Below are 23904 nucleotides of genomic sequence, written 5' to 3'. Positions count from 1 at the left end.
GTGCGGTCTTGAAGTCCATATCCGCCACCCATAGAGGAATGACATCCTCTGTACCAAACTTTTTGATTCGTTCATCATACTTGGCTGCATGATTCTTGGAACGATCTATGATTTTATCAAAATTATAGTTCATAAAATCCTCCTTTAGTTGTTTAGGAACTATACTATCTATTTAGATGATAGCGCTTTCAATCTATGGAGTCAATACTTTTATTTAGATTCTAAACAAAAAGATTGTGTATTTGTACCTTTTTTCTTTTTATGCGATAATAAAGACATCTTGGGAGTGTTAAAAATGCATAAAAATGAGATTAACTTACAATATAAAGAATTAAACCAACAACACGATTACGTCTATCAATTTGTAATTTTATATTATAACTATATTCTAGCCAAACATGATTATGGAACCGGTGAACAAGTAAGTATGATGGAAGCTCATACAACCACTTTCATTGAAGAACATCCGGGGACTACTGTCAGCGAAGTTGCCCGCTTTTGGAATAAGACAAAAGGTGCCGTTTCACAAACTGTAAAAAATCTTCTGGAAAAGGGTTATATTCGTAAAGAAAACTCTTCTAAAGATCGAAAAATAAACTATTTATATGTTACGGAGAAAGGAGATCAACTTTCACAATCACACAAATTGTATGATACGAAAGATATAAAAAAGACATACGATCAACTCTTAGAAACATGCAGTGAACAAGATATACAAAGTTTTTATAAAGTGTTAAAACAATATATAACTTGTATAAAAAATGATTTTAAATAAAATTCCTTTAATCTGAATCATGACAACGAAACTTTGTTAAAGGATACATTGGTTTATCTATTTAAAACGGATAAACCTTTTTTGTATTCATCTAAAATCAAAACTATTATTTCTTTTTCAAAATATCCACAATAACCTTCTCTGTTTCTCTCATTCCGGGATCAGCAATTTCACCCATATTTTTTAAAGTATCTTCAATCGACATTCCATTAATTCCATGAACAGATTCGATTGAAACATCAGCCATTGCCAATTGTGCACTTTCAAAAGCTATATCAACAGCAGCCATTCCTTTCATCACACAGCCATGGTTTCCCCCATCACAAATCATACCTGTAATGCTCGATGCCATGTTTCGAATAACATGATCGATTTGTTCTTTATTTCCCTGTTGAAGATACACTAAGCCACAAGCCATTCCGGTTCCAGCCGCAATCCCACAGCCACAAAACGCTGAAAGTTTACCTGAATATTCCTTGATATACATACAAATCAAATAGCTCAATGCTGTTGCCTGATACAGCTGTTTATTCGTACAATGATTTAAAACAGAGTAAGCATAAAGAGGCAAAGTTGCTATAATTCCATGAGCACCGGATCCTGTTATACTCATTGCAGGCGCCTCCAATCCCAAAACACGAGCTTCAATAGCACCATTACACAATAAAGAGGCACTTTTTTGCACATCTTTTGAAAAGATTGTATTTTCATTCATTCTATATAATTGATGTAAAATAACAGTCTTCTGAGATTGGAGTCCTTCTTTAAATAAAGACATGTTCATATCAAATGCTTTTTGAATGAAAGATAATTCTTCCTCTGAAAAAGATCGAACTGCTTCCCATATATCTTTTACAGAATATTGATGAATAAGCGGTGTTGTATCTTGCCTGTTTTGAATGACATTATGAAAAATAGATTGCCCATTCAATCGAATGGATGTGATATTTGTATGCGACTGCTCGATGGTTACTGTACACTCTTCATGTTTAGAATATACAGTTGCCTGACAGTATAATGCACTGGAAATACCACTAAGTTTTACAATTATTCGATCTTTCTGAATTAATTGTTCTGCCTTACGGTCGTCATCCGGAGTAATTCCTTCCAAAGCCTGCAAGCCTTTTTGAGAATCTGCCATGATTAAACCAAATGCCGCAGCATATTTTATCCCATAATGAGAACTGTTGGGAATACCGCAAGTATAAGCATTTTTATATAGACCGCTATTTAACGATAAAACTACTCTTTCTGGTTTACTTGTTAAATAACTCTTTGCCTTCGCAACCGCAAAGGCAATACACCCTGGTTCCGTGACTCCTAATGCCGGAACCATATCTTTTTAATAAGTTCAATTAATGGATGCATAAACTTACTCCTTCTTCTTCATATCATAGCAGAATGATCTGATAATTCAATAGTTGTTTAGAATCTAAACATATGTATTATAGTACAATCAACGAAATATAATTTACATTTCCTATAAAACTGTTTAGAATAAAATTGTTGAAAAGGTGAGAGATTATGAATTTTTTATATTTGATTCTTTGTATTTTACTGGGCTATCTTTTAGGTTCCATTCCCTTCGCATTGGTCATTGGCAAGGTTTTCTATAAAACCGATATTCGTCAATATGGGTCTGGAAACTTAGGAGGTACCAATGCCGGACGTGTATTAGGAAGAAATGCCGGAATTTCCGTTATTGCCTGTGATATTTTAAAGGTGGTATTGGCCATGGGTCTGGCAAGCTTGATTGATGGCTCCTGCAGCATCTGGTGCGGTGTAGCTTGTTGTATCGGACACTGTTATCCTGTATTTGCGCACTTTAAGGGTGGAAAAGCAGTCAGTACGATGTTTGGTTTCTTAGTTTCCTTATGGTTTTTTACTTTCCATGATATCAGCTATGCCCTGGTTCCATTAGGCATGTTTTTAATCATTCTCTTTATTTTTAAATATGTATCACTGGCCAGCATTTGTGCATCGATTGCCAGCTGTATGTATATCAGTGCCCGCGTTCTTTCATTAGAGCTGAATCCTATTTTTATCGTTTTAGCTTCATGGATCATGATGTTTTTGATCATTTATCGCCATCGTTCCAATATTCAAAAGATTATGAACGCAACGGAAAATAAAATTTCCTGGCTCTAAAATTCTAAAAAGTAAGATATTGGTAAGAACACTTCATTACTCTAAGAATGAGGTGTTTTTTTATGACAAACTATCTATATTACAATTATGCGAACAGTTCTGTTTGTAAGGTCGCAGAAGAACAAATAGAATATGAGCCCTGCTCCAGCGTTCATCGTTATTTTGACCAGGAGTGCCTACGTCATGGTTCCACTTTAAAAGGGCGAAAAACGGCCTATGCGAACCAGATGAACCAAAAACAGTATATTCCTGTCATCGTTCAGGAAAAACCGCATTGTATCTTTTTTCCAATCAAACCTTTAGATGATCCTAAGAACATTTGGATTTGTTACGAAAAGATTGATTTTGTGACCTACAACAAAAAAACATGTACGATCCATTTTAAAGATCATACATGTTTAGAGTGTGAAGAGCCGCATCGTGTTCAAAAACAGATGCGTCAAATATTTCGTTATTTAAGACGTTTGGATGTCTAATCGTGACAACCGCCATTGCATCCATGACAGCCGTTAGAGCAGGCACTTTCCTTTTGTTGGTGTTCATAACGTAAAGTATTTACCCCTAAGGCTTCAATTGATACCAGCGCATTCTCTTCCAGATTGTTGACCTCGACAAAGCTGCAGGCCGGAAAAGGTGCTTCCACAAAGTTTTTGAAAGCCTGTAAAAAGGATGTTTTATTTTGGATATCTGTAAGATATACGGTAAATTTTACTAAGTGATGCATCTGTAAACCAAAATCCTCGATCGCATCCAATACTTTATTGCATGCGGTCAAAGTCTGTTCTTCTATTGTTTCTCCGTTGCCGGTTTGTGCGCTGACATATACAAAATCACCTAACATAACGGCTTTGGATACACAATCGCATCCTTCCTGTTTCCCTGTGGAATTCAAAAAAACGTTCATTACTACATCTCCTATTCTTCGGGGTCTTCCAAAGTATTCTGCACTAAGATCTTTCTTGGCTTGGAACCATTGGCTGGGCCAATTACTCCCTGGTCCTCTAAGGCATCGATCAAACGAGCAGCACGCGAATAGCCTACCGAGAACTTTCTCTGAATCAAGGAAGTACTGGCTCTGCGTGACTGTACGACAAAGTTTTTGACTTGATCATAGAGTGGATCGGCACATTCGGATCCGACTTCCTGTCCCTGTGACTGCAGATCTTTGAGCTGAATAAAGGCATCGTCATAATGAGGACTGGCCTGTGACTTGACATAGGCTGAAATACGGTTGACTTCCTCATCCTTGATAAAGACCCCCTGTATTCGTTTTGGACTTGTCTCCCCATTAGGAAGATACAACATATCTCCATATCCAAGCAAGCGTTCTGCCCCGGATTGATCTAAAATCGTTCGAGAATCGGTTGAAGAACTAACCGCAAAGGCAATTCTGGATGGGATATTGGCCTTAATGACACCTGTGATCACATCAACACTAGGTCTTTGTGTCGCAACAATCAAGTGAATACCGGCGGCTCTGGCAAGCTGTGTGATGCGCTGAATACTGGATTCCACTTCCTTTGCGGCAACCAACATCAAATCGGCCAACTCATCGATAATAACCACGATACGCGGTAATTTCTTTAAACTGTCATCCGGATGGTTTGTGACATGTTCATTGTAAGATTGAATATTTCTTACACCCAAATGGCCAAACAAGTCATAGCGGTGTTCCATGATCTGGACGATGACTTTTAACGCTTTATTGGCCAAGTCACCATCCGTGATAACCGGCGCTAAAAGATGTGGTACATCGTTATAAGGGGTAAATTCCACCTTTTTAGGATCGATCAATACCATTTTTACTTCATCCGGTCTGGTTCGCAACAAAATCGATGAAATAATAGAGTTAACACAGACGGATTTTCCGGAACCTGTAGCACCCGCAATCAATAGATGCGGCATTTTATTCAATTCACCATAAACACAGTTTCCCATCAAATCTTTTCCCAAACAGAATAAAAGCTTTTTATCTTTTAAAGAATCCGGAATGCTTTTGACAAGCTCTTTCATCTGTACGGTTGTTTTCTCTACGTTTGGTATTTCGATACCTACGGCACTTTTCCCCGGAATTGGCGCTTCAATACGAATATCTTTTGCGGCCAGAGCCATTTTTATATCATATTGCAGATTACTGATGCGATTGACACGCACACCCAGCTCCGGACGTACTTCAAATTTTGTGACACTGGGCCCGATATGAATTTGCACCAGAGTCGCATTCACGCCAAATTCATGCAGAATTTCCATCAATTTCTGACCTTGTTGCTTTGCTGACTGCACATTGACATTATTCTTGGATTTTTTCTCAATTTCATTTAAGATAGATAGTCTTGGCAAGCGATAATTCGCATATGCCTTTTCCTCATCCGCAATATACTCTGCAGGTTGATCAATAACTTCTTTGGCTTCTACAACAGGCTCTGCTTTTTCTATGATATCCGGTTCAATGGTATGAATAGCCGGTTCATCCATATCATCAGCCACAAATAAGCTTGACTCTTCCGGATCAGCCTCCAGAAACATGGAATCATTCAATACTACTTCTTCTTTCGGCTTAGTTTTTGTTGGTTTCGATTTTTTGGTCTGTGTCTTCTTTTGTGCATGTTTATTTTCTATCAACATGCGTATAGAATCATATCCAAACAAGCTGAATGCGAGAATGATAAACAACACGATCAAAACGATACATCCTGTCGCATCGAACAAGCTGTAAAAGATACCGATCAATAAAGCACCGATCAATCCGCTTTTGGTCAAAGCCGAACCCGATAAAATAGAAAAAACATTTGATCCGATCCCACGCAATACGCTCCAGCTTTCCTGGTTGACGACTTCATTCAACCCTTCCAACATCAACCATGCGATAAACAAGAAGAGCACGCCGACATAGTATCGGGCAGGGATTCGCTGAAGATCAAAACGTATAAAGACCAATAGACTTCCCAAAATCAAAAGCAGGTAAAAAATGCTTGCCAATGAACCCAGTAATAAATTAGCCAAATGATAAAAGAAGGTTCCTACAATACCCAGCTGAAAAAATGCGATGATGCTGATCGCAATAAGAGAAAGCAGAAGACACACGCGAACAAGGTTCGATTGTGTCTTGGACGCCTGTGTCTTTCGTTTTGTCGATGTTTTTTTACGATTTGATGTTTTTTTTGTTCTGGCATTAGCCAATTTCATCAACTCCTTTTACTGATTGTTGATTTCCAAGATAACCGGTAAGACCATTGGTCTTTTAGCGGTCTGTTTGTACAAATATTTTGAAATCTTATCCCGGATTTCATTACGCGTTGTCAAATTATCATACGTTTTATTCGCCACCGCTTCCTGAATCGTATCCTCTAAGATCTTTCCGACATCCGTGGTGATATATTCTGCATCTTTGACATAGATCAAGCCACGTGTTTGAATATCCGGCCCGTTAATGATCTTCTTTGTCTTGGCATCTAAACCGATGGCCAGAATCATGACACCATCAGTAGAAAGAATTTCACGATCCTTTAAAACCACACCGGCCATATCCCAGTTTTCCTTACCGTCGATCATCACATCGTGTAGTTCCAGTTCCATAGAACAGGAACGCAATTTCTGGTTTTCAAATGTTGCGACCTGCCCATTATCCAGTAAAATGATCTGACTTGGTTTATAGCCCATTTCCAGTGCAATTTCCGAGTTCATGTACAAATGACGATACTCTCCTTTGACCGGAATGTAATATTTTGGTTTCATCAAAAAGAGCATCATCTTTAAGTCTTCTTTAGAAGGGTGCATGCTTAATACATTTCGATCCAATACAAGAATTCTTCCCTCTTCCTTATAAATATCGTTTTCCATTGATTTAAAGACTTTTTCCACACCCGGAATCACCGGTGATGCGATTACGATCACATCGTTTTGAGTGAAGACGATATCTTCCACTTCATTATTGGCAATGTTGGACATGGTCTTGAATAAAGATTTTCCCTGTCCGCTGATAATCACCACAACATTATCCGGTGCTTCCTTGATATAGGATGGATCTAACACCAGTTTATTCGGAATCGATACATTGAAATCTTCTAAATTCGTAACCAATTCTCTCAGTTCTTTAGAATAAAAGATCATAGGGCGATCGTATTGAATACAACACTCGATGATTTCCTGAATACGATACACACTTTGCGTATAGACACTCACAAAAACACGGTTATGATCGGTCTGTTCCAAAACCTGAGAGAATTTTTCCGTAATGCGATGATTCGGTGCCGTATGGCCGGAGCGCTCTGCACCTTTACTTTCCTGTAAAAGAACCAGTACACCTTCATTTCCCAGCTTAGAACAAGTTGTAAAATCGCCACGATAACTGTCATGCAGATCATCGTAATCTTCGATAAACTCACCGGAATAAACGATATATCCCTGACTGCTTGAAATAGCCAGACCAAACGTACCCGGATAGGCATGTGTTACCGGAAAGAACACGACCTTATGTGTTCCGATCTTTCTTTGATCGTGTCGTTTGATCGTATAAATCTTGCTACCGGTAATTCGTTCTTTTTTGAATACCTTATGAATCGCCTTAGAGGCTAATGGTGATGTATAGATATTAGCTTTGACATTTTTCATCAGATACGGCAAAGCACCCATGACATCATCATGTCCATGCGTAATAAAAATACCGGCGATACGATCTTGATTTTCAATCAAATACGTAAAATCCTGTACGATAAATTCAATCCCCAGCGATTCTTTTTCTTCCGGAAATTTAATTCCGGCTTCGATGATATAAATATCCTGATCGACTTCTACGACCATCATATTCTTACCATCTTCATCCAATCCTCCTAAACAAAAGATACGGATTCTTTCATTCACAGAGCTGATTTCTTTATTATTTTTGTTTTTCATAAGCCCTCGTTTCTAATCTAATCATTCTTTTTCTTATTATATCATATTGCCTCTCCATCCAAAGAGAATGTTTTCCCGGTTTTGATACGTACTTTGACAAACTGTCCCGGTTCGATATTTTCTCCGGTAAAGTTCACCAGCTTATTTGTATCGGTATATCCCGAATAGACATGCTCATCCTTCTTGCTGGTGCCATCGACCAAAACTTCCACAATTCGTCCTTCATAGGCTTTATTCTTTTCTAAGGCATAGGCATTCCAAACCTTGTTTAGACGAGCCAGACGTTTTGATTTTGTTTCCATATCGATCGAATCTTTCATACGAGCTGCCGGTGTACCCGGACGCGCGGAGAAGATAAACGTAAACGCATTATCAAATTTGCACTCTTCCATGACCTTGATCGTATTTTCAAACTGTTCATCAGTTTCATTTGGGAAACCCACAATGATATCCGTACTGACTGAGACATTTGGAATTCGTTCCTTGATTTTATAGAACAATTCCATATACGATTCTTTCGTATAGCGACGTCCCATCATACGTAAGATTTCCGAATCACCAGACTGCAGCGGTAAATGCACAAAAGGCATCACATTATCATATTTGGCGATCACATCGATCATATCATCGGAAAAATCCCACGGATGGCTGGTAGTAAAGCGAATACGTGGAATGCCGATCTTCGCACATTCTTCCAACAAGGTCGCAAAATTGATATTCGGATCGATATCCTTTCCATAGGCATTGACATTCTGTCCCAATAACGTAATTTCTTTATATCCCTGCTCCTTTAATTCCCTGACTTCACTTAAGATTTGTTCCATAGTACGAGAACGCTGCTTTCCACGTGTATAAGGAACGATACAATACGTACAGAATTTATCACAGCCGTACATAATATTGACCCAGGCCTTAAACTTTCCAAAACGATGTACCGGAAGATTTTCATAAACCTCTCCTTCTTTGGAGTAAATCTCAACCACACGTTTTCCCTCATGAATAACACTATATAACATCTCCGGTAAATTCTGAATATTATGCGTACCGAAGATCAAGCGTACCTGAGGATATTTTGACAGTAGATTTTCGACAAAGCCTTCTTCCTGTGACATGCATCCGCACACACCGATCACAAGATCTTTATTTTCATAATAAAAACGTTTAAAATTTCCGATTTCTCCCAACACCTTATCCGTGGCATTTTGGCGAATAGCACATGTGTTGATCAAAATAAGATCGACATGATCCGGTTCCAGGGAACGCTCAAACCCTAACGCATCCAAAATACCGGCCAAGGTTTCACTATCTCTTTCATTGGCCTGACAGCCATACGTTGAAATATAGTATTTTTTATTACGTCCGATCCACTTTGCCTCTTCCGGTATGATAAAGGAATCAATGCGAGGCGTAGGCAGTTTCGTTCGCTTACGAGCCGCTTCCAAATCCGGAAGCATCCACTCTGGTCTTATTTTCATTTTCTTTCCTCCATTAAAAAAACCAAGCACTTTGGCTTGGCTTAATCTCTACAGATAATTACTGAGAAATAGCTCCAACAGGGCAAGTTCCTACACAAGAACCACAGTCGATGCAAGTAGCTTCATCACAAGTAGATTTACCTTCATCGTCCATAGAAAGTGCCCCAACTGGACATCCACCAACACATGCAGCACATCCGATGCAAGCGTCTTTATCAATAGTAACAGCCATTTTTAATGTTCCTCCTTATTTAACTTCATGTATAGTATAGACGTTAAATTTAGGGGTTTCAAGCCAAAGTAGTAAGTAAAAACTTACTGGTAATTAAAGCTATGACGGACGCTGTAACGTCCGTCATTTCTTGTTCTATTTTGCCAATTCCTGAGCACGAATCTCACGAATCACATTGACTTTGATCTGTCCCGGATACGTTAATTCCGATTCAATCTGATCACGAATCTCACGTGCCAGTTTTACACAAGTCAAGTCATCCACAGATTCCGGATTTACCATAACGCGAATTTCACGTCCTGCCTGGATCGCAAAAGCGTTTTGTACACCTTCATACGAAGTTGCGATCTTTTCCAGATTTTCCAAACGATCGATGTAAGCCTGAGCGCTCTCTTTTCGTGCACCCGGACGTGCTGCACTGATCGTATCAGCCGCAATGACTAAATGGCTTGTCAAGAACTTCGGTTCCACATCCCCATGATGAGAGAGAATGGCATTTAATACAATTTCCTTTTCACCATGCTTCTTACAGAACTTATAACCCAGTTCTACATGAGAGCCATCCTGCTGTTCGATGTTCAAAGCCTTTCCTATGTCATGCAGTAAGCCGGCACGCTTAGCCATCTGCTGATTCAAGCCCAGCTCGGCAGCCATAGCGCCTGCTAAGTAAGCCACCTCAATCGAATGCTGTAACGCATTCTGTCCATACGAATAACGATACTTCATCGTACCAATCAGTTTTACGATCTCACGATCGATTTTTCCGATTCCTAACTTAAAGATGGCATCTTCTCCCGCATTCATGATCTCCTGATCGATTTCCTGCTGGTATTTCTTTACCACTTCTTCAATACGACCCGGCTGAATACGTCCATCACGAATCAAATGCTCCAAAGCCAATCGTGCGACTTCACGACGAACCGGATTAAAACAAGTGATCGTAATCAAATCCGGTGTATCATCAATGTTTAATTCTACACCCGTTGCCTGTTCAAAAGCACGAATGTTACGACCTTCACGTCCGATGATTCGACCCTTCATCTCTTCGCCGGGAATGCTGACAACGCTGACCGTACGCTCCTGTGTTTCCTGCTGTGACATACGCTCGATCGCTAAGGCAATAATATTCTGCGCTTTTTGCTGCGCCGTTGCCTTGGCTTCTTCTTCCTTGTCTTTGATGTACGCAATTGTTTCATGCTCCATCTTCTTTTCCACAACAGAGAATAATTCCTTGCGGGCATCCTGCTGCGACATCTTAGCTACACCTTCCAAAACCACGATCTGGTTATCGATTTGTTCCTGCAGCTTTTTCTCTTTGTTCTCTAAGGATGATAGTTTATCAGTCACTTTCTGCATTTTTTCGGTAATCTGACGCTCTTTTTGATTTAAAGCTTCATCACGAAAATTCAAGTTATCTTCTCTACGCAATAACTTGTTTTCCAGGTTTTGTACTTCCTGTCTTCTTTCTTTGATGTCTTTTTCTGCTTCGATCTTTAAATCGTGAGCCTGTGTTTTACCATCCAAGACTGCCTGTTTCAGTTTTGCCTGCGCTTCTGATTCGGCATCTTTTAAAATTCGTTCTGCTTCTTGCTGATTTTTATTAAACCCTGCTTTGTTGTAGACGATCATTCCACCGCCGCCAACACACAGACCTATGATCCCTGAGATAAGAGCGGTTATTGGATCCATACTCATACCTCCTAATCCTAGTTAAGTTTTTAAACGAAAAACCATATCTATTATACATAAAAAACACATCAAAGTCTAATGATAAATATCGTCGGATGTCAAATGCCAAACGAGAGAATCGCTTACCATATGTCTCTGTTAAAAAAAATTTATCATGGAATGGTTACAATTTATACAAATAAACAGATGATTCTAAGCATCTGACTGATTATTTTGTCTCCTTGGATAAAAAATCTAAGAATTCACTTTTACCCACTCGATTGATACCACTATGTTCTACATCGAACTCATCATTTATTTCGTGTCCTAAAATTTCTTCCATTAACGCTTTTACTCTGGGCCTGCAAAATGTTCCTTGACAAAAACCCATGCCAGCTCGTGTCCTTCGTTTTATTCCATCGATTGTTGTAACCGGAATTTCACGGGTCATCGCATCACGAATTGTTTTCTCATCTACTTGTTCACAACGACAAACTATACGATTATCTCCACGATCTAAAGCCACTAAAGGTGCAATTTCCTTCATAGATCGAAGTTCCTTTTTTTCAATAATCGGTTTTCTATAGGGATCAAAGTTTGTCTTTCGATTTAATTTTATATACTTTTCATCAATAAGCCCAACAATATAGTCGGCAATCGCAGGAGAACTTGTTAACCCCGGCGATTGAATTCCTGCGCATTGAATAAATCCGGAAACCGTACTTTCGCCCAAGATAAAGTCATCCGTACTTGATACGGCCCGAACACCGGCAAAAGATCGAATGAACTGAGTGGGATCGATATGCGGTGTGGTTTGTTTGGCTTGCTGATAAATATGAATCAAACGGTTTACATCAGTTGCCTTATTGATTCCACTCTCATCAATGGCATCGGGGCCTAATAGTAAATTCCCATGATAAGTCGGAGTAACTAAAATTCCCTTTCCCATTTTACTAGGCATTTGAAATAATACATGATGAACCAGCTTCCCGGTTCCTCTGGCAAACAATAGATATTGTCCACTGCGTGGTGTAATTGTGAAATTATCAATTCCAACCATATTTGAAATTAATTGACTCGACAATCCACTGGCATTGATGACAACAGAACTATTAAAGACATGATTTGCACTTTTCACATGGAAAATATTCCTTTCCTTTTGAATGTTTGTACAAGGTGTATTTAAATACAGCTTGACTCCGTTATGAATCGCGTTCTCCATTAAAGCAATGGCCATTTCATAAGGAGATGTTATACCGGCTCCATCACAATATAAAGCATAACGAACCTCACGATTGATATTTGGTTCCTTTACTAAAATTTGTTCATGATTCCAAATTTCCAAATCGGTAAGACCATTTTTAATTCCATTGGTTTTTAGCGCTTCCAATTTAGGCAAATCTGAATCCGAAAAAGCCAGAACCAGCGATCCTGTCATAGAAAATCCAAAATTCAACTCTTCATTCAATTTCCGAAATTGCTGACGTCCTTTAAAACATAATCGTCCTTTAATTTTATCATGACTTTCTGCATAGCCTCCATGGACAATGGCAGAGTTTGCCTTTGTGGCACCCATTGCGATATCATTGCTTGCTTCTAATACAGCTACTTTTACATTATATTGCGATAAGTTACGAGCAATAGCACATCCAACAATACCCGCTCCAATAATGATTACATCATACATAACAGTCCCTCTTTTTTTCATATATTCTATATATATTATAGAGATTAAAATCAATTTTTATACACCAATTCTAAAAAACAGTAAACAAAGAAGCAATCCCTTCAATTGGTTATTCAACTTTCCGGGTTCACTTCAACTAGTATATTAAATAAATAAAAAGAAAAAGCCCTTTTACATACAGGACTTATCTGCATATGGTGGAGCGTAGAATAAAGAAAAAGATGTTCGTCTGCGAAATACAGATAAACATCTAATTTGCACTAAATGTACATGAAATATAGACAATTTAACTAATAAATGTGTTTAAAAATCATGGTGGAGCGTAGGGGGTTCGAACCCCTGACCTCTACGCTGCCAGCGTAGCGCTCTCCCAGCTGAGCTAACACCCCAAAATAGAAGCTGACAAAGCCAGCTTATTGATTAACCTTCGATAATTTTTTTACCGTTGTATTCTCCACAAGAACACATTTTATGTGCAAGTTTATATTCACCACAATTTGGACAACGTGTTAATGCCGGTTTACTCAATTTGTAGTGAGTTCTACGTTTTGCCTTACGTGTTTTTGATCCTCTTCTCTGTTGAACAGCCATGGTTACACCTCCTAGTCATCATCCAGTTTGAATTCATTTAACTTTGCCCATCTGGGATCGATTTTCTCCTCTTTAGGATCCTGATCCGACAGGACTTGCCATCCATCACCCTTTGGATATTTATCTCTTGGACAGTTGGTAATGTGCATAGGCGCTTCATAAATCACTGCCTGTAAGATCTCCGGGTTTATATCGATCGTATCCTTTTTGACAACGATGATCTCGTCTTCATCCGGATCGACCGGTTCGAATGAATAGGTTACTTGCGACGTTGTGTCAAATGTCACTTCTAGGTCTTCCAGAGTAATGGAATCTGGAACGATCATCACTCCATACAGTTCCAAATTGGAAAAGACCAAAGAAGATTGGTCAAACTGTAAAGTACCAGTTATATGTACCTCTGGAATGGATTTGACTTGAGTATGACGCAGAAAATCATTTTCTTCCACAGAGATTCTCTCATCGATATGAATGATTCCATTTTTCGCATTTTGAAAATCAATTTTTTGAAATTTCACGATCTCCACCTCATGTCGCATTTGATATTATAATAAAACACCTGACGAAAGTCAACTTAAATGGTAAGATATTATCATGAAAATTACAGGAATCATTGCCGAATACAATCCATTTCACCAGGGGCATATCTATCACATTCAAAAGGCAAAGGAAATTACTCAATGCGATTGTTTAGTTGTTATTCTTACAGGCTGCTTTTCGCAACGTGGTTTACCATCCCTGCTAACGCCTTATGATAAAACTGAGCTTGCCCTGCAATACGGAGCAAATTTGGTTTTAGAATGCCCGGTTTGTTTTGGAGCGCAGAGTGCGGATTATTTTGCCAAATACAATTTACAGGCACTATCCTGCCTTCCAATCGATACACTTTGTTTCGGATCCGAAACAAACGATGTTGCTTATTTGCGACATCTTTTAACGAGACAAAAGGAAATTTCTGCTGACCCTTCAAAAAGTTTAAACATAAACCAGGATTTGGATATCCAGCCTAATGATATATTAGGAATGCAATATATCCGTTATTGTGATTTATACCACATTGAACCGGTAACGATTCATAGAAATCCTGCCTATAAAAGCGCAACGCAGACCCGTTCTGATTTCTTTTCCGGAAAAAAAGAATTCTACGATTCCCTGTTTTTGAAAGAACAATCCTGGGATTCGTATTATCCTTCTTTACGTCTTCTTTTACAAATGATGGATACCGAAGATCTAAGAAAGATACATCTGGTAACCGAAGGCATTGAAAATCGTTTAAAAGCTGTGGCACAAAGCGCATCCAACTGGTCTTCCTTTTTAGAGGCTGCCATCACAAAAACATATACACGTGCCCGAATACAAAGAACGTGTTTGATGATTCTTTTACAAATTAAGAAAGAAGAGATGAAGGAGACATCTTTCTATAAACTTAAGGTTTTAGGATTTGATTCCATCGGACAAGCCTGCTTGAAACAATGTGATGCATCCAATATCATTACACGTTTTAATCAGATGGATCCTTTTCTTCAAGCGATCCATCAAAAGACATGGGCATTGTATAACAGTGTTTTAAAACATCCTATTCCGGAAAGGCCGGTGCTCATCTATGATCGTTAAAATGCTTTTGGTTTTGTTCATTTTATTTGTAGTATGCTTGCTGTTGGTGTATCTTCATTATTTTCCTGCCATACCTAGACGAAAGGAAAATTACCCCTATGCTCTTTTATTAGGATGTCCCAGTCACAATGACGGTTCGTATGCAACCAGCCAGATTCGCCGATGTGAGCTGGCAATGGAAGCTTACAAAAAGGGTTATTTTGATACATTGATCATTTCCGGCGGTGCTGTCAAAAATCAATATGTAGAAAGCCTTCAAATGGAAAAATACATTCGAAAGCGCATTGCTATGCCGATTGTATGTGAGACAAAAGCTAGAAACACTTGGGAAAATTTTCAGTTCACGAAAGAGAAGATCGGTGATGTCCCGGTTTTGATTTTGTCCAGCGGCACGCATATTCGACGTGCCTGCGCCATCGGAAAAAGTTTTTTTAAAGAATACAGCGGTCTCTGGTATCCGGATCATAAGCCCAAACACATCCTTCGTGAGATCGCATCACGATGCATCTACATTTCTATCGAATATAAAAAGAAAAAAGCTACAAAACATATCGTTTCATAGCTATTGAATCGTTCGTATGACGTCGGTGACACTGCGAACTTTTTTTAGATTGGTCATGATCACTTTTAAATGATCGGCATCCTGCACCGTGATTGCAAGTTTAGTCGTAGCCGTCAGATTGTTTTCATCAACACAGGAATCTACATGGCGTAAATACGCGTTGCATTGTTGTAGTGTTGTCACGATATCGCTTAAAAGGAAATTACGATCATCACTGTAAACGATCAGTTTCACCTCGTAGCGTTTTTCATCGATATGCTCTGCCCAGCTTACCGGAATCAGACGTTTTTTCTCATTGGCAATGTTTGGACAATCAGCACGATGTACTTTAACACCCTGCCCTTTTGAGATATAACCTACGATCGCATCACCCGGAATCGGTGAACAACAGTTGGCCAGAGAAACCGCAATCGTATCGATACCCGGAACGATAACACCACAGCTTGTGGCTTTTTGTTCTTTTGGTAACGCTTTATTAAACTGTTTAACAATTTCTTCATCGCTTAGAGCCGACTGACGATTTTTGACAAGTCGATCCACGACCGCCTGTACAGAAACCCGTTTATTGGCAATCGCCACATAAAGATCATCCAGTGCTTTAAACGATAAAGAATGTAAGATGCCTTCTATACGCTTTGGCTGCAGATAGGACTCATCCAGCTTTTCCTTTTTGAATTCCTCCTGCAACATCTCCTGTCCTTTTTTGATGACCTCCCGCCGGTCACTTTGTTCCTGACGCTGTAAAAAAGAACGAATCTTATTACGGGCATGACCGCTTTTAACGATCTTGATCCAGTCCTTTGATGGTCCCGGTGAATTGTTATTGGTTAAAATATCGACAACATCGCCGGTTTTTAACGGGGTGTTTAAGGGAACGATGGCGCCATTGACAGTAGCTCCCACCGTCTTATGGCCGACTTCTGTATGTACACGATAGGCAAAATCGATTGGTGTTGAACCACTTGGTAAGGCAATAACCTTCCCTCTTGGTGTCAGACAATAGACATTGGCTTCAAAGATATCTTTTTGAAGCACATTCATATATTCTAACGGATCTTCACTTTCCTCATCGGTCATCATGGAAAAATCACGGAACCAGGAAAGCTTGTCTTCGATTTCTTTTTGTTCGATTTCCGGCACGGAATTTGGTTTTTCCTTATAACGCCAGTGGGCCGCAACACCACGCTCGGCAATCGCATCCATATCTTCCGTACGAATCTGGATTTCAAAAATATTACCATGTTGAGGCTCTACGATTGTTGTATGCAAAGACTGATACATATTTGCCTTGGGCATGGCAATATAATCTTTAAAACGTCCGGGAATCGGACGATAGGTCGCATGAATATAGCCCAAAATTTCATAACAATGCGTTACAGTATCTGTCACGATACGAATAGCTAAAAGATCCAGGATCTCTTCAAACCGTTTATTTTTGGTTACCATCTTTTTATAGATGCTGTAAAAATGCTTAGAGCGTCCAAAGATGCGGTATTTGATATTATACGTATCCAATATCGTAGTGATGTCTTTGATCATCATTTGAACTTGTTCATTTCGCTCTTCTTCTCTTTGTTTGACAAGACCTTTGATCTCGTTATACTTTTTCGGATCGATATACTTAAAGGATAGATCTTCCAGTTCGTTTTTGATTGAACTGATACCTAAACGATGGGCGATGGGCGCATAAACACTCAGGGTTTCTCTGGCGATCTTCTGCTGCTTTTCCGGTTTCATATATTCCAGCGTTCGCATATTGTGCAAACGGTCTGCCAGCTTGATCAAGATTACGCGAATATCCTTAGCCATCGCAATAAAAAGCTTTCGATGGTTGTTTGCCTGGTATTCTTTTTCATCCTTGAACTGAATATTTCCGATCTTCGTAACGGCATCCACCATCGTTTGGATCTCAGCACCAAATTCCTGACGAATCGTATCATCCGTTACATCGGCACAGTCTTCCACCGTATCATGCAAAAGGCCGGCCGCAATCGTCTTTGGCCCACAATGCATCTCAGCCAGTGTATTAGCCACTTGTATGACATGCGTCACATAAGGAGCCCCGCTTTTTCGAAACTGCCCCTCATGATGTTTTTGGGCAAACTGGTAAGCCTTAACGATCAGATCTATATTTTCCGGACGTTTGATGTAGGTCTTGATCTGTTTTAGACATTCATCAAATGTCACTTCTTTTTTATGTGCCACACCAAAGTCTCCTTTCTTTGATCCCTATTCTCCTTCAAAATGTGTCAGAGAAAACACCGGTATATCCTTAAATTTTTCTTTACCTTTTAAATCATCCAATTCGATCACAAATCCAATTCCTGCCACGACTGCCTGTTTGGATTCCACCATCTTGATCATCGCTTCTACCGTACCTCCGGTAGCTAATAAATCATCAATGATGACAACACGCATTCCTTTTTGAATGGCATCAACATGCATTTGCAGCTCATCCACACCATATTCCAGCTGATATGACTGTGACATTGTTTCCCTTGGCAACTTACCGGGTTTTCGTACCGGCGCAAAACCAACATGACATTCCAAGGCCACCGGAATACCGAAAAAGAAACCTCGTGCCTCCGGGGCAATGATCAAGTCTGCCTTTACCTCTTTGGCAAATGCCGAAAGTTTTTCAGTAACGTATTTCATACAATCCGGATTTTTCAAGATCGGTGTTACGTCCCGAAAAATGATACCTTCCTTGGGAAAGCCGGGAATACTGGCAATGTATTGTTTAATATCCATATGTGATCTCCTTTAAATTACTTCTATTTTACATGAATCCCTACACTGAAACAATGACATTTCACTTATAGAGAATTTGATCGATGATAAAGCTGACTCGTTTTGAGCCTCTATAATAATTGATTTGCGGTGAACCGACAAATCCCCTGATTGAATTTACACTTTTTGCCTTATCGGATGGCGAGATGTTAAAACATAAACACTGTAAGCCGCTTTGCAGCGTAAACCGTCGATGCTTTCCATTGCTTAGATCATAAACCGATTTGATATTGACTGGCGAAATTTCAAAAGCCGGCAGCTGAAAACCCGGTCCAAACGGTCGTAAAGCATCCAGACTCTGTACAGACTGCGTTGTGATATCTTCCGGTTCGATGTGCAGAGTTTCCTTTTGTAAAGGTGTCCAATGAAAAGCTGCTCCGGCTTTTTTGACATATTTGACAAATGCCGGAAAGCTTTGTAGATCCAGAGAAAAACCAGCTGCCTGTGTATGACCACCCAAGGCTCTAAAATCGTCAAACCCGGATAAAAAATCCATACAGTCAAAACCTTCCGGGGAACGCATACTGGCTTTATAGCTATCCGTATTTTGTGCCAGCACGATAGCCGGCTTTTGAAACTGACTGCATAAAGAGCCGGCCACAAGACCGATGATGCCCTCATGAAAGCTTGGATCACTGACCAGTGAGACAGGATCCTGCGGGGTACACTTACGCAAAGCACAATCTGTCATCTTTGTACTGATTTGTTTGCGCATATCATTGACGTGAACGATCTGATCGTAGAACCGACGAATCTCTCGTTCATCCTGATTTAGAAAATAACGAACCGCATTGTTCACATTGGCCATATTGCTTAAACGACCAATCGCATTTAATTTAGGCACGATCTGAAAACCAACGCTAGTTTCATTCAACATGCCATCATTGGCCAAGATATAAGTATGTTTTTCTTTTGATGTATTTAAAAGCTGTAAGCCATTTTGAATCAATGCTCTTGTCTGATGGGTTACCGGCATAACATCACCGATGCTGGCGATGGATGCCAGAATCAAGTGATAAGGTGTATCGACACCTAGTGCCCGTATGCACTCATAGGCAACAGCCGCACCACATAGCGTTGAAAAAGACTCCTCCATTTTTGTGGGATGCACAAGTACATCACAACAAATCTCTTCCTCAATTCGATGATGATCGGTTACAATTGTTTCCATACCACTTTCTTTGGCAAGTGAAAGTGCATCGTGCGCCTTGACCCCATTATCGACCGTCACTAACAACTCGTAGCCTTTTTTATGAGCCAATGAGACAGTGTTGCAGTTAAGCCCATATCCTTCCTTGATTCTGTTCGGAATATAGAATCCGACTTCTAAGCCATACTTCTGCAAGCCATCCACCATGATTGTCGTTGCCAGAATACCATCGCAGTCATAATCTCCACAGACAATCACTTTCTTGTTTTGTTCTCGCGCATTTTTAATACAATCCACAAATGCATGCATACAAGAGGCATCGCTGACGGCTTGAAGCTCTTGTTTTTCAAGCCAGTAAGACCACCGGTTTTCATCCGGTTCTAAATATCGTAAAACTTTTTCTGAAAATGTTGTTAAATTTGCCATGCAACTATTATAGCACGCTTCCTAATATTTTATGGTACAAAAGCTTGGAAAGGACAAAAAGAAAAAGTCGGTTTTTCCGACTTATTCAAACAAAGGATTTTGATAGCTAATTTGTAGATGCTCATAAGCCTTTGGTGTTGCCACACGACCTCTTGGTGTTCGGTTGATAAAACCAATCTGCAACAAATAAGGCTCGTACACATCTTCCAGGGTCATCGGTTCTTCTCCAATGCTGGAGGCAATCGCTTCCAAACCTACAGGGCCACCTTTAAAGCGTTCGATAATACCACGTAAGTATTTATGATCGACTGCGTCCAGCCCCAGATGATCGACCTTTAAACGATCCAAAGCATCCTTGGCCACATCCAGTGAAACGATTCCTTCATTATAGACCTGCGCAAAATCCCGTACTCTTCGAAATAAACGATTGGCAATACGCGGTGTGCCGCGAGAGCGCAAGGCAATTTCATGTGTGGCCTCCGGATCGATCGTAGTATCCATCACATGACTGGTTCGATTTACGATCTTTTCTAAATCCTCCAATGCATAATATTCTAACTGCGATACGATACCAAAACGATCACGCAAAGGTGCACTTAAATCGCCGGCTCTGGTTGTAGCTCCCACCAAAGTAAAAGGCGGTAAGGTCAGACGGATATTGTGTACAGTGGCACTATCCTTCCCCACTAAAATATCCAGACAATAATCTTCCATGGCCGGATACAACACTTCTTCCACCTGTTTTGGCAAGCGGTGTATCTCGTCGATAAACAATACATCGCCTGGCTCTAAAGTCGTCAAAATGGCCGCTAAATCTCCACTTTTTTCAATGCTGGGACCACTTGTCGTTTTGATGTTTCCATGCATTTCATTGGCCAGGATATAAGCCAATGTTGTTTTTCCCAATCCCGGTGGCCCATACAACAAAACATGATCCAGGGCTTCCTGACGCTGTTTGGCAGCACGGATAAAAACACTGAGATTCTGTTTTAAATCTTTCTGGCCGATATATTCCTGCAAGGTGCTGGGACGAAGCGTTTTTTCAAAGTTGTCCTGCTCCTGCATATGTGCATCCATTTCTCTATCCAAATTTATACCCCATTTCTTTTCGCAAGCAAAGCCAATGCCTTACGAAGCATCGCATCCACACTGATATCCTGTGAAGCCAATTCTTTTTTTACCCCTGTCAGCTGATTTCCTTTATAACCAAGGGATAAAAGCGCCTCTTTAACTTCTTCCCAGACAGGATTTGTATCCACACTTTCTTCTTCAATGGCCGATACAAATTTTCCCTTTAGATCAAGAACGATTTGTGATGCCGTCTTTGCCCCGATACCCGGCAATGCCTTTAATCGCTTTACGTCATCTTCTTCGATGGCCTGTATCATCTCTTTTCCTGAACAGGCTCCTAACATATTTAATGCCGTACGCGGTCCGATTCCTTTTACATTGATCAAACGCATAAAAACTTCATAATCCTTTTCATGCACGAAACCAAATAAAAGGATCGCATCCTCCCGCACATGTTGATAGGTGTATAAAAACTGATCTTCTCCCAATTTAAAATTATAAGGATGGCTCACATAGACCTCATATCCTACACCCTGTACATCTAAAACGATCGTATCATTTCGTATGAGTCGTACCGGTCCCTGTATAAATGCTATCAAAAGAAAATCCTCCCTTTACAGTGTAATATCCAATTCGATTGGACAATGATCACTACCATAAATATCTGTTAATATTTTAGAATCTTCTACTTTTTCCATCAGTTCCGGACTTACCAGCCAATAATCAATGCGCCACCCGGCATTGTTTTTACGAGCATTAAAACGATAGCTCCACCAGGAATATTGCACTTTGTCTGGGTATAAGGTACGGAACGTATCCTTTAAATACGGTAAGAGGTTAGCTTTAAAGCTATCTCGCTCCTCATCGGTAAAGCCTGCATTTCTTCGATTTGTCTTAGGATTTTTGATATCTATTTCTTCATTGGCCACATTAAGATCACCACAGATCACAACAGGCTTATCCAACGATTGAATATACGAACTGAATGCTTTATCCCATTCCATGCGATAATCTAAACGCTTTAGTCCATCTCCGGAATTTGGTGTATAAACCGTCACTAAATAAAAGTTTTCAAATTCAGCCGTGATGACACGCCCTTCCTGATCATGTTCTTCAATCTGCAGACCATAAGAAACTGAAAGCGGTTCCTTTCTAGACAAAATCATAGTCCCGCTATAACCTTTTCGAACAGCACTATATGCATACTGATAGGGATATAATTCTTTAGATATTTCAATCTGCTCCGGCTGTGCCTTTGTTTCCTGTAAACAAAAAATATCGGCATCCAGTGTATCTACGATATCGATAAAACCTTTATTGATACAAGCTCTGATTCCATTTACATTCCATGATATTAATTTCATAAAGTGTCTCCTTTAAAACTATGTATATTCTAGCATATCTTTTCTCATTCCTATAAAAAGAATGCACATTGTCTTTGTATTTACATATAAGAAGAGGATGTAAAAAATCGGAATACAGAAATCATCCCATATTCCGATCGATTCATTTTATGCAAATAGTTTTTAACTTTCGACAAATTCAAATTCATAGCCTAATAACTGTACAGTATCGCCATCTTCACATCCAGCCTCGCGCAATGCCTTATCAATACCAAGATAACGCATTTTATTGGCAAATTCAAAGTAGTCTTCTTCGGTATTCAGTTTTTGAATATCAAAGACTCTTTCCACTCTTGGCCCGGAAACTTCCCATACATGAGAATCCACTTGTTGAATTTGAAGATCGCTCTTTTTCTCTTCAAAGGTATAAACAACACCATCGTTTTTCATTTCACCATCGGTGATGGCAAAGGCCGGAGTTACCGCCAAAAGATCGGCTGCCTTTGTCAAAACCGGCTCGATTCCTTCATGAATGATAGTGGTAGTCGGATATACCGTAACATGCGGATAAGCTTCTTTAAAGCGCTTTAAGTTTTCTTCGGCATGTTCCAGATCCATTTTATTTGCTACTACAATTTGTGGTCTTTCCAGTAAACGAATTTGATAAGATCCAAGCTCATCGTTAATGATCTTATAATCTTCCAATGGATCACGGCCTTCTTCGGCTCCCATATCAACGACATGCACGATAACACGACAACGTTCAATATGACGTAAGAACTGATGTCCTAAACCCTTTCCGGTACTGGCACCTTCAATCAAGCCGGGCAGATCTGCCATGATAAAGCTGCGGCCATCTCTAGTCTGTACGACACCGACATTGGGTGAAATCGTTGTAAATGGATAATCACCGATTTCCGGTTTTGCTCTGGATACCGCATCCAATAAAGTGGATTTCCCAACGCTTGGAAAACCGACAAGACCAACATCTGCTAATACACGAAGCTCCACAATGCAGTCAAATTCTTCCCCCAGCGTTCCTAACTCCGCATATTTTGGTGCGGTATTCCGGCTGGATTTAAAATGATAATTGCCGCGACCGCCTTTACCGCCTTTGGCAATGACTTGCTGCTGATGTGGCTCGGTTAGATCGGCAATAATCTGTCCGGTATCTTCTCTTTTGACGATCGTACCTAAAGGAACTTTGACAATCTTATCTTCCCCATTGGCCCCATGCATCTTTTTATTTTTTCCTTTTTCACCGGGAGTGGCCTTGATTTTTCGATGATAGCGCAGATCCAGCAAAGTTGTCATACCCGGATCCGCCTGAAAGATGACACTGCCGCCATTTCCGCCGTCGCCGCCAAAAGGACCACCGTAAGCTACATATTTTTCATGACGAAAGCTAACGATACCGTCACCGCCTTTTCCCGCCTGTACATGTATTTTGACCTGATCAACGAACATAAGATTTCCTCC

Annotated in this window: 22 protein-coding genes and 1 tRNA gene; 5 read left to right on the top strand and 18 right to left on the bottom strand. The window is 39.9% G+C overall.

Annotation, left to right across the window (positions count from 1 at the left end):
* Window positions 1-295 precede the first annotated feature (295 nt).
* Window positions 296-775, top strand: coding sequence for a MarR family winged helix-turn-helix transcriptional regulator (locus ACTQX6_RS09930; protein WP_117445410.1), 480 nt, complete (start codon window positions 296-298; stop codon window positions 773-775).
* 106 nt (window positions 776-881) lie between these two features.
* On the opposite strand, the gene ACTQX6_RS09925 is transcribed toward ACTQX6_RS09930, so the two are convergent.
* Complete coding sequence (locus ACTQX6_RS09925) at window positions 882-2111, bottom strand: L-cysteine desulfidase family protein (protein ID WP_294688402.1); 1230 nt, start codon at window positions 2109-2111, stop codon at window positions 882-884.
* Between the two features lie 188 nt (window positions 2112-2299).
* Between ACTQX6_RS09925 and plsY the strand changes: the two genes are divergently transcribed.
* Together plsY and ACTQX6_RS09915 are read left to right on the top strand one after the other, a co-directional pair.
* Window positions 2300-2923, top strand: coding sequence for a glycerol-3-phosphate 1-O-acyltransferase PlsY (gene plsY, locus ACTQX6_RS09920; protein ID WP_117445412.1), 624 nt, complete (start codon window positions 2300-2302; stop codon window positions 2921-2923).
* A 62-nt stretch (window positions 2924-2985) separates the two neighbouring features.
* Window positions 2986-3399, top strand: coding sequence for a competence protein ComK (locus tag ACTQX6_RS09915; protein WP_195221914.1), 414 nt, complete (start codon window positions 2986-2988; stop codon window positions 3397-3399).
* Here the strand turns inward: ACTQX6_RS09915 and ACTQX6_RS09910 are convergent.
* The 10 genes from ACTQX6_RS09910 to ACTQX6_RS09865 form a co-directional block, all read right to left on the bottom strand.
* On the bottom strand, window positions 3396-3827 hold the full coding sequence (locus tag ACTQX6_RS09910) for a RidA family protein (RefSeq protein WP_022789130.1): 432 nt from the start codon (window positions 3825-3827) through the stop codon (window positions 3396-3398). The two genes, ACTQX6_RS09915 and ACTQX6_RS09910, sit on opposite strands and share 4 nt — an antisense overlap.
* Before the next feature lie 11 nt (window positions 3828-3838).
* Window positions 3839-5779, bottom strand: a complete 1941-nt coding sequence (locus ACTQX6_RS09905) for a DNA translocase FtsK (protein ID WP_438359881.1) — start codon at window positions 5777-5779, stop codon at window positions 3839-3841.
* A gap of 339 nt (window positions 5780-6118) precedes the next feature.
* Window positions 6119-7816, bottom strand: coding sequence for a ribonuclease J (locus ACTQX6_RS09900; protein WP_272006245.1), 1698 nt, complete (start codon window positions 7814-7816; stop codon window positions 6119-6121).
* A gap of 41 nt (window positions 7817-7857) precedes the next feature.
* Entirely contained in the window at window positions 7858-9291 is a 1434-nt protein-coding gene (gene miaB / locus ACTQX6_RS09895; RefSeq protein ID WP_294688408.1) for a tRNA (N6-isopentenyl adenosine(37)-C2)-methylthiotransferase MiaB, read from the bottom strand.
* 58 nt (window positions 9292-9349) lie between these two features.
* Window positions 9350-9523, bottom strand: coding sequence for a 4Fe-4S binding protein (locus tag ACTQX6_RS09890; protein ID WP_022789134.1), 174 nt, complete (start codon window positions 9521-9523; stop codon window positions 9350-9352).
* Window positions 9524-9658: 135 nt separating this feature from the next.
* Entirely contained in the window at window positions 9659-11212 is a 1554-nt protein-coding gene (rny, locus tag ACTQX6_RS09885; RefSeq protein WP_022789135.1) for a ribonuclease Y, read from the bottom strand.
* Window positions 11213-11420: 208 nt separating this feature from the next.
* Window positions 11421-12878, bottom strand: coding sequence for an NAD(P)/FAD-dependent oxidoreductase (locus tag ACTQX6_RS09880; protein ID WP_272003528.1), 1458 nt, complete (start codon window positions 12876-12878; stop codon window positions 11421-11423).
* Window positions 12879-13191: 313 nt separating this feature from the next.
* A tRNA-Ala gene (locus tag ACTQX6_RS09875) sits at window positions 13192-13267 on the bottom strand.
* Between the two features lie 31 nt (window positions 13268-13298).
* Window positions 13299-13469 (bottom strand): 50S ribosomal protein L32, encoded by a 171-nt coding sequence (gene rpmF / locus ACTQX6_RS09870; protein WP_022789137.1) that lies wholly within the window; start codon window positions 13467-13469, stop codon window positions 13299-13301.
* A gap of 11 nt (window positions 13470-13480) precedes the next feature.
* Window positions 13481-13987 carry a YceD family protein gene (locus ACTQX6_RS09865; protein WP_294688415.1) on the bottom strand — a complete coding sequence of 169 codons (507 nt, stop codon included), beginning with the start codon at window positions 13985-13987 and terminating at the stop codon, window positions 13481-13483.
* Window positions 13988-14063: 76 nt separating this feature from the next.
* On the opposite strand from ACTQX6_RS09865, the gene ACTQX6_RS09860 reads away from it, so the two are divergent.
* Together ACTQX6_RS09860 and ACTQX6_RS09855 are read left to right on the top strand one after the other, a co-directional pair.
* On the top strand, window positions 14064-15083 hold the full coding sequence (locus ACTQX6_RS09860; protein ID WP_294688417.1) for a nucleotidyltransferase family protein: 1020 nt from the start codon (window positions 14064-14066) through the stop codon (window positions 15081-15083).
* A complete protein-coding gene (locus tag ACTQX6_RS09855; RefSeq protein ID WP_117447300.1) occupies window positions 15073-15645 on the top strand; it encodes a YdcF family protein in 573 nt (190 codons plus the stop codon). Before ACTQX6_RS09860 ends, ACTQX6_RS09855 begins: the two co-directional genes overlap by 11 nt.
* Here the strand turns inward: ACTQX6_RS09855 and ACTQX6_RS09850 are convergent, their stop codons facing one another.
* The 7 genes from ACTQX6_RS09850 to obgE all read right to left on the bottom strand — a co-directional run bounded on the left by ACTQX6_RS09850 (window position 15646) and on the right by obgE (window position 23892).
* Window positions 15646-17850 carry a RelA/SpoT family protein gene (locus ACTQX6_RS09850; protein ID WP_168965548.1) on the bottom strand — a complete coding sequence of 735 codons (2205 nt, stop codon included), beginning with the start codon at window positions 17848-17850 and terminating at the stop codon, window positions 15646-15648.
* A 24-nt stretch (window positions 17851-17874) separates the two neighbouring features.
* On the bottom strand, window positions 17875-18396 hold the full coding sequence (locus ACTQX6_RS09845; protein WP_117447302.1) for an adenine phosphoribosyltransferase: 522 nt from the start codon (window positions 18394-18396) through the stop codon (window positions 17875-17877).
* A 61-nt stretch (window positions 18397-18457) separates the two neighbouring features.
* Window positions 18458-20011, bottom strand: coding sequence for a single-stranded-DNA-specific exonuclease RecJ (locus ACTQX6_RS09840; RefSeq protein ID WP_294688544.1), 1554 nt, complete (start codon window positions 20009-20011; stop codon window positions 18458-18460).
* A gap of 81 nt (window positions 20012-20092) precedes the next feature.
* Complete coding sequence (gene ruvB / locus ACTQX6_RS09835; RefSeq protein WP_117447306.1) at window positions 20093-21088, bottom strand: Holliday junction branch migration DNA helicase RuvB; 996 nt, start codon at window positions 21086-21088, stop codon at window positions 20093-20095.
* A gap of 14 nt (window positions 21089-21102) precedes the next feature.
* Complete coding sequence (gene ruvA / locus ACTQX6_RS09830; RefSeq protein WP_117447304.1) at window positions 21103-21681, bottom strand: Holliday junction branch migration protein RuvA; 579 nt, start codon at window positions 21679-21681, stop codon at window positions 21103-21105.
* A gap of 15 nt (window positions 21682-21696) precedes the next feature.
* Window positions 21697-22446, bottom strand: coding sequence for an exodeoxyribonuclease III (locus tag ACTQX6_RS09825; RefSeq protein ID WP_168965552.1), 750 nt, complete (start codon window positions 22444-22446; stop codon window positions 21697-21699).
* A 162-nt stretch (window positions 22447-22608) separates the two neighbouring features.
* Window positions 22609-23892 (bottom strand): GTPase ObgE, encoded by a 1284-nt coding sequence (gene obgE / locus ACTQX6_RS09820; RefSeq protein WP_195221923.1) that lies wholly within the window; start codon window positions 23890-23892, stop codon window positions 22609-22611.
* Between the last annotated feature and the right edge of the window lie 12 nt (window positions 23893-23904).

The organism is Faecalicoccus sp. LCP19S3_E2, assembly GCF_052121255.1.
Lineage (GTDB): Bacteria > Bacillota_I > Bacilli_A > Erysipelotrichales > Erysipelotrichaceae > Faecalicoccus.
Note: the sequence above shows the minus strand (reverse complement) of the source record. Positions and strands in the feature narration are given on the sequence as shown.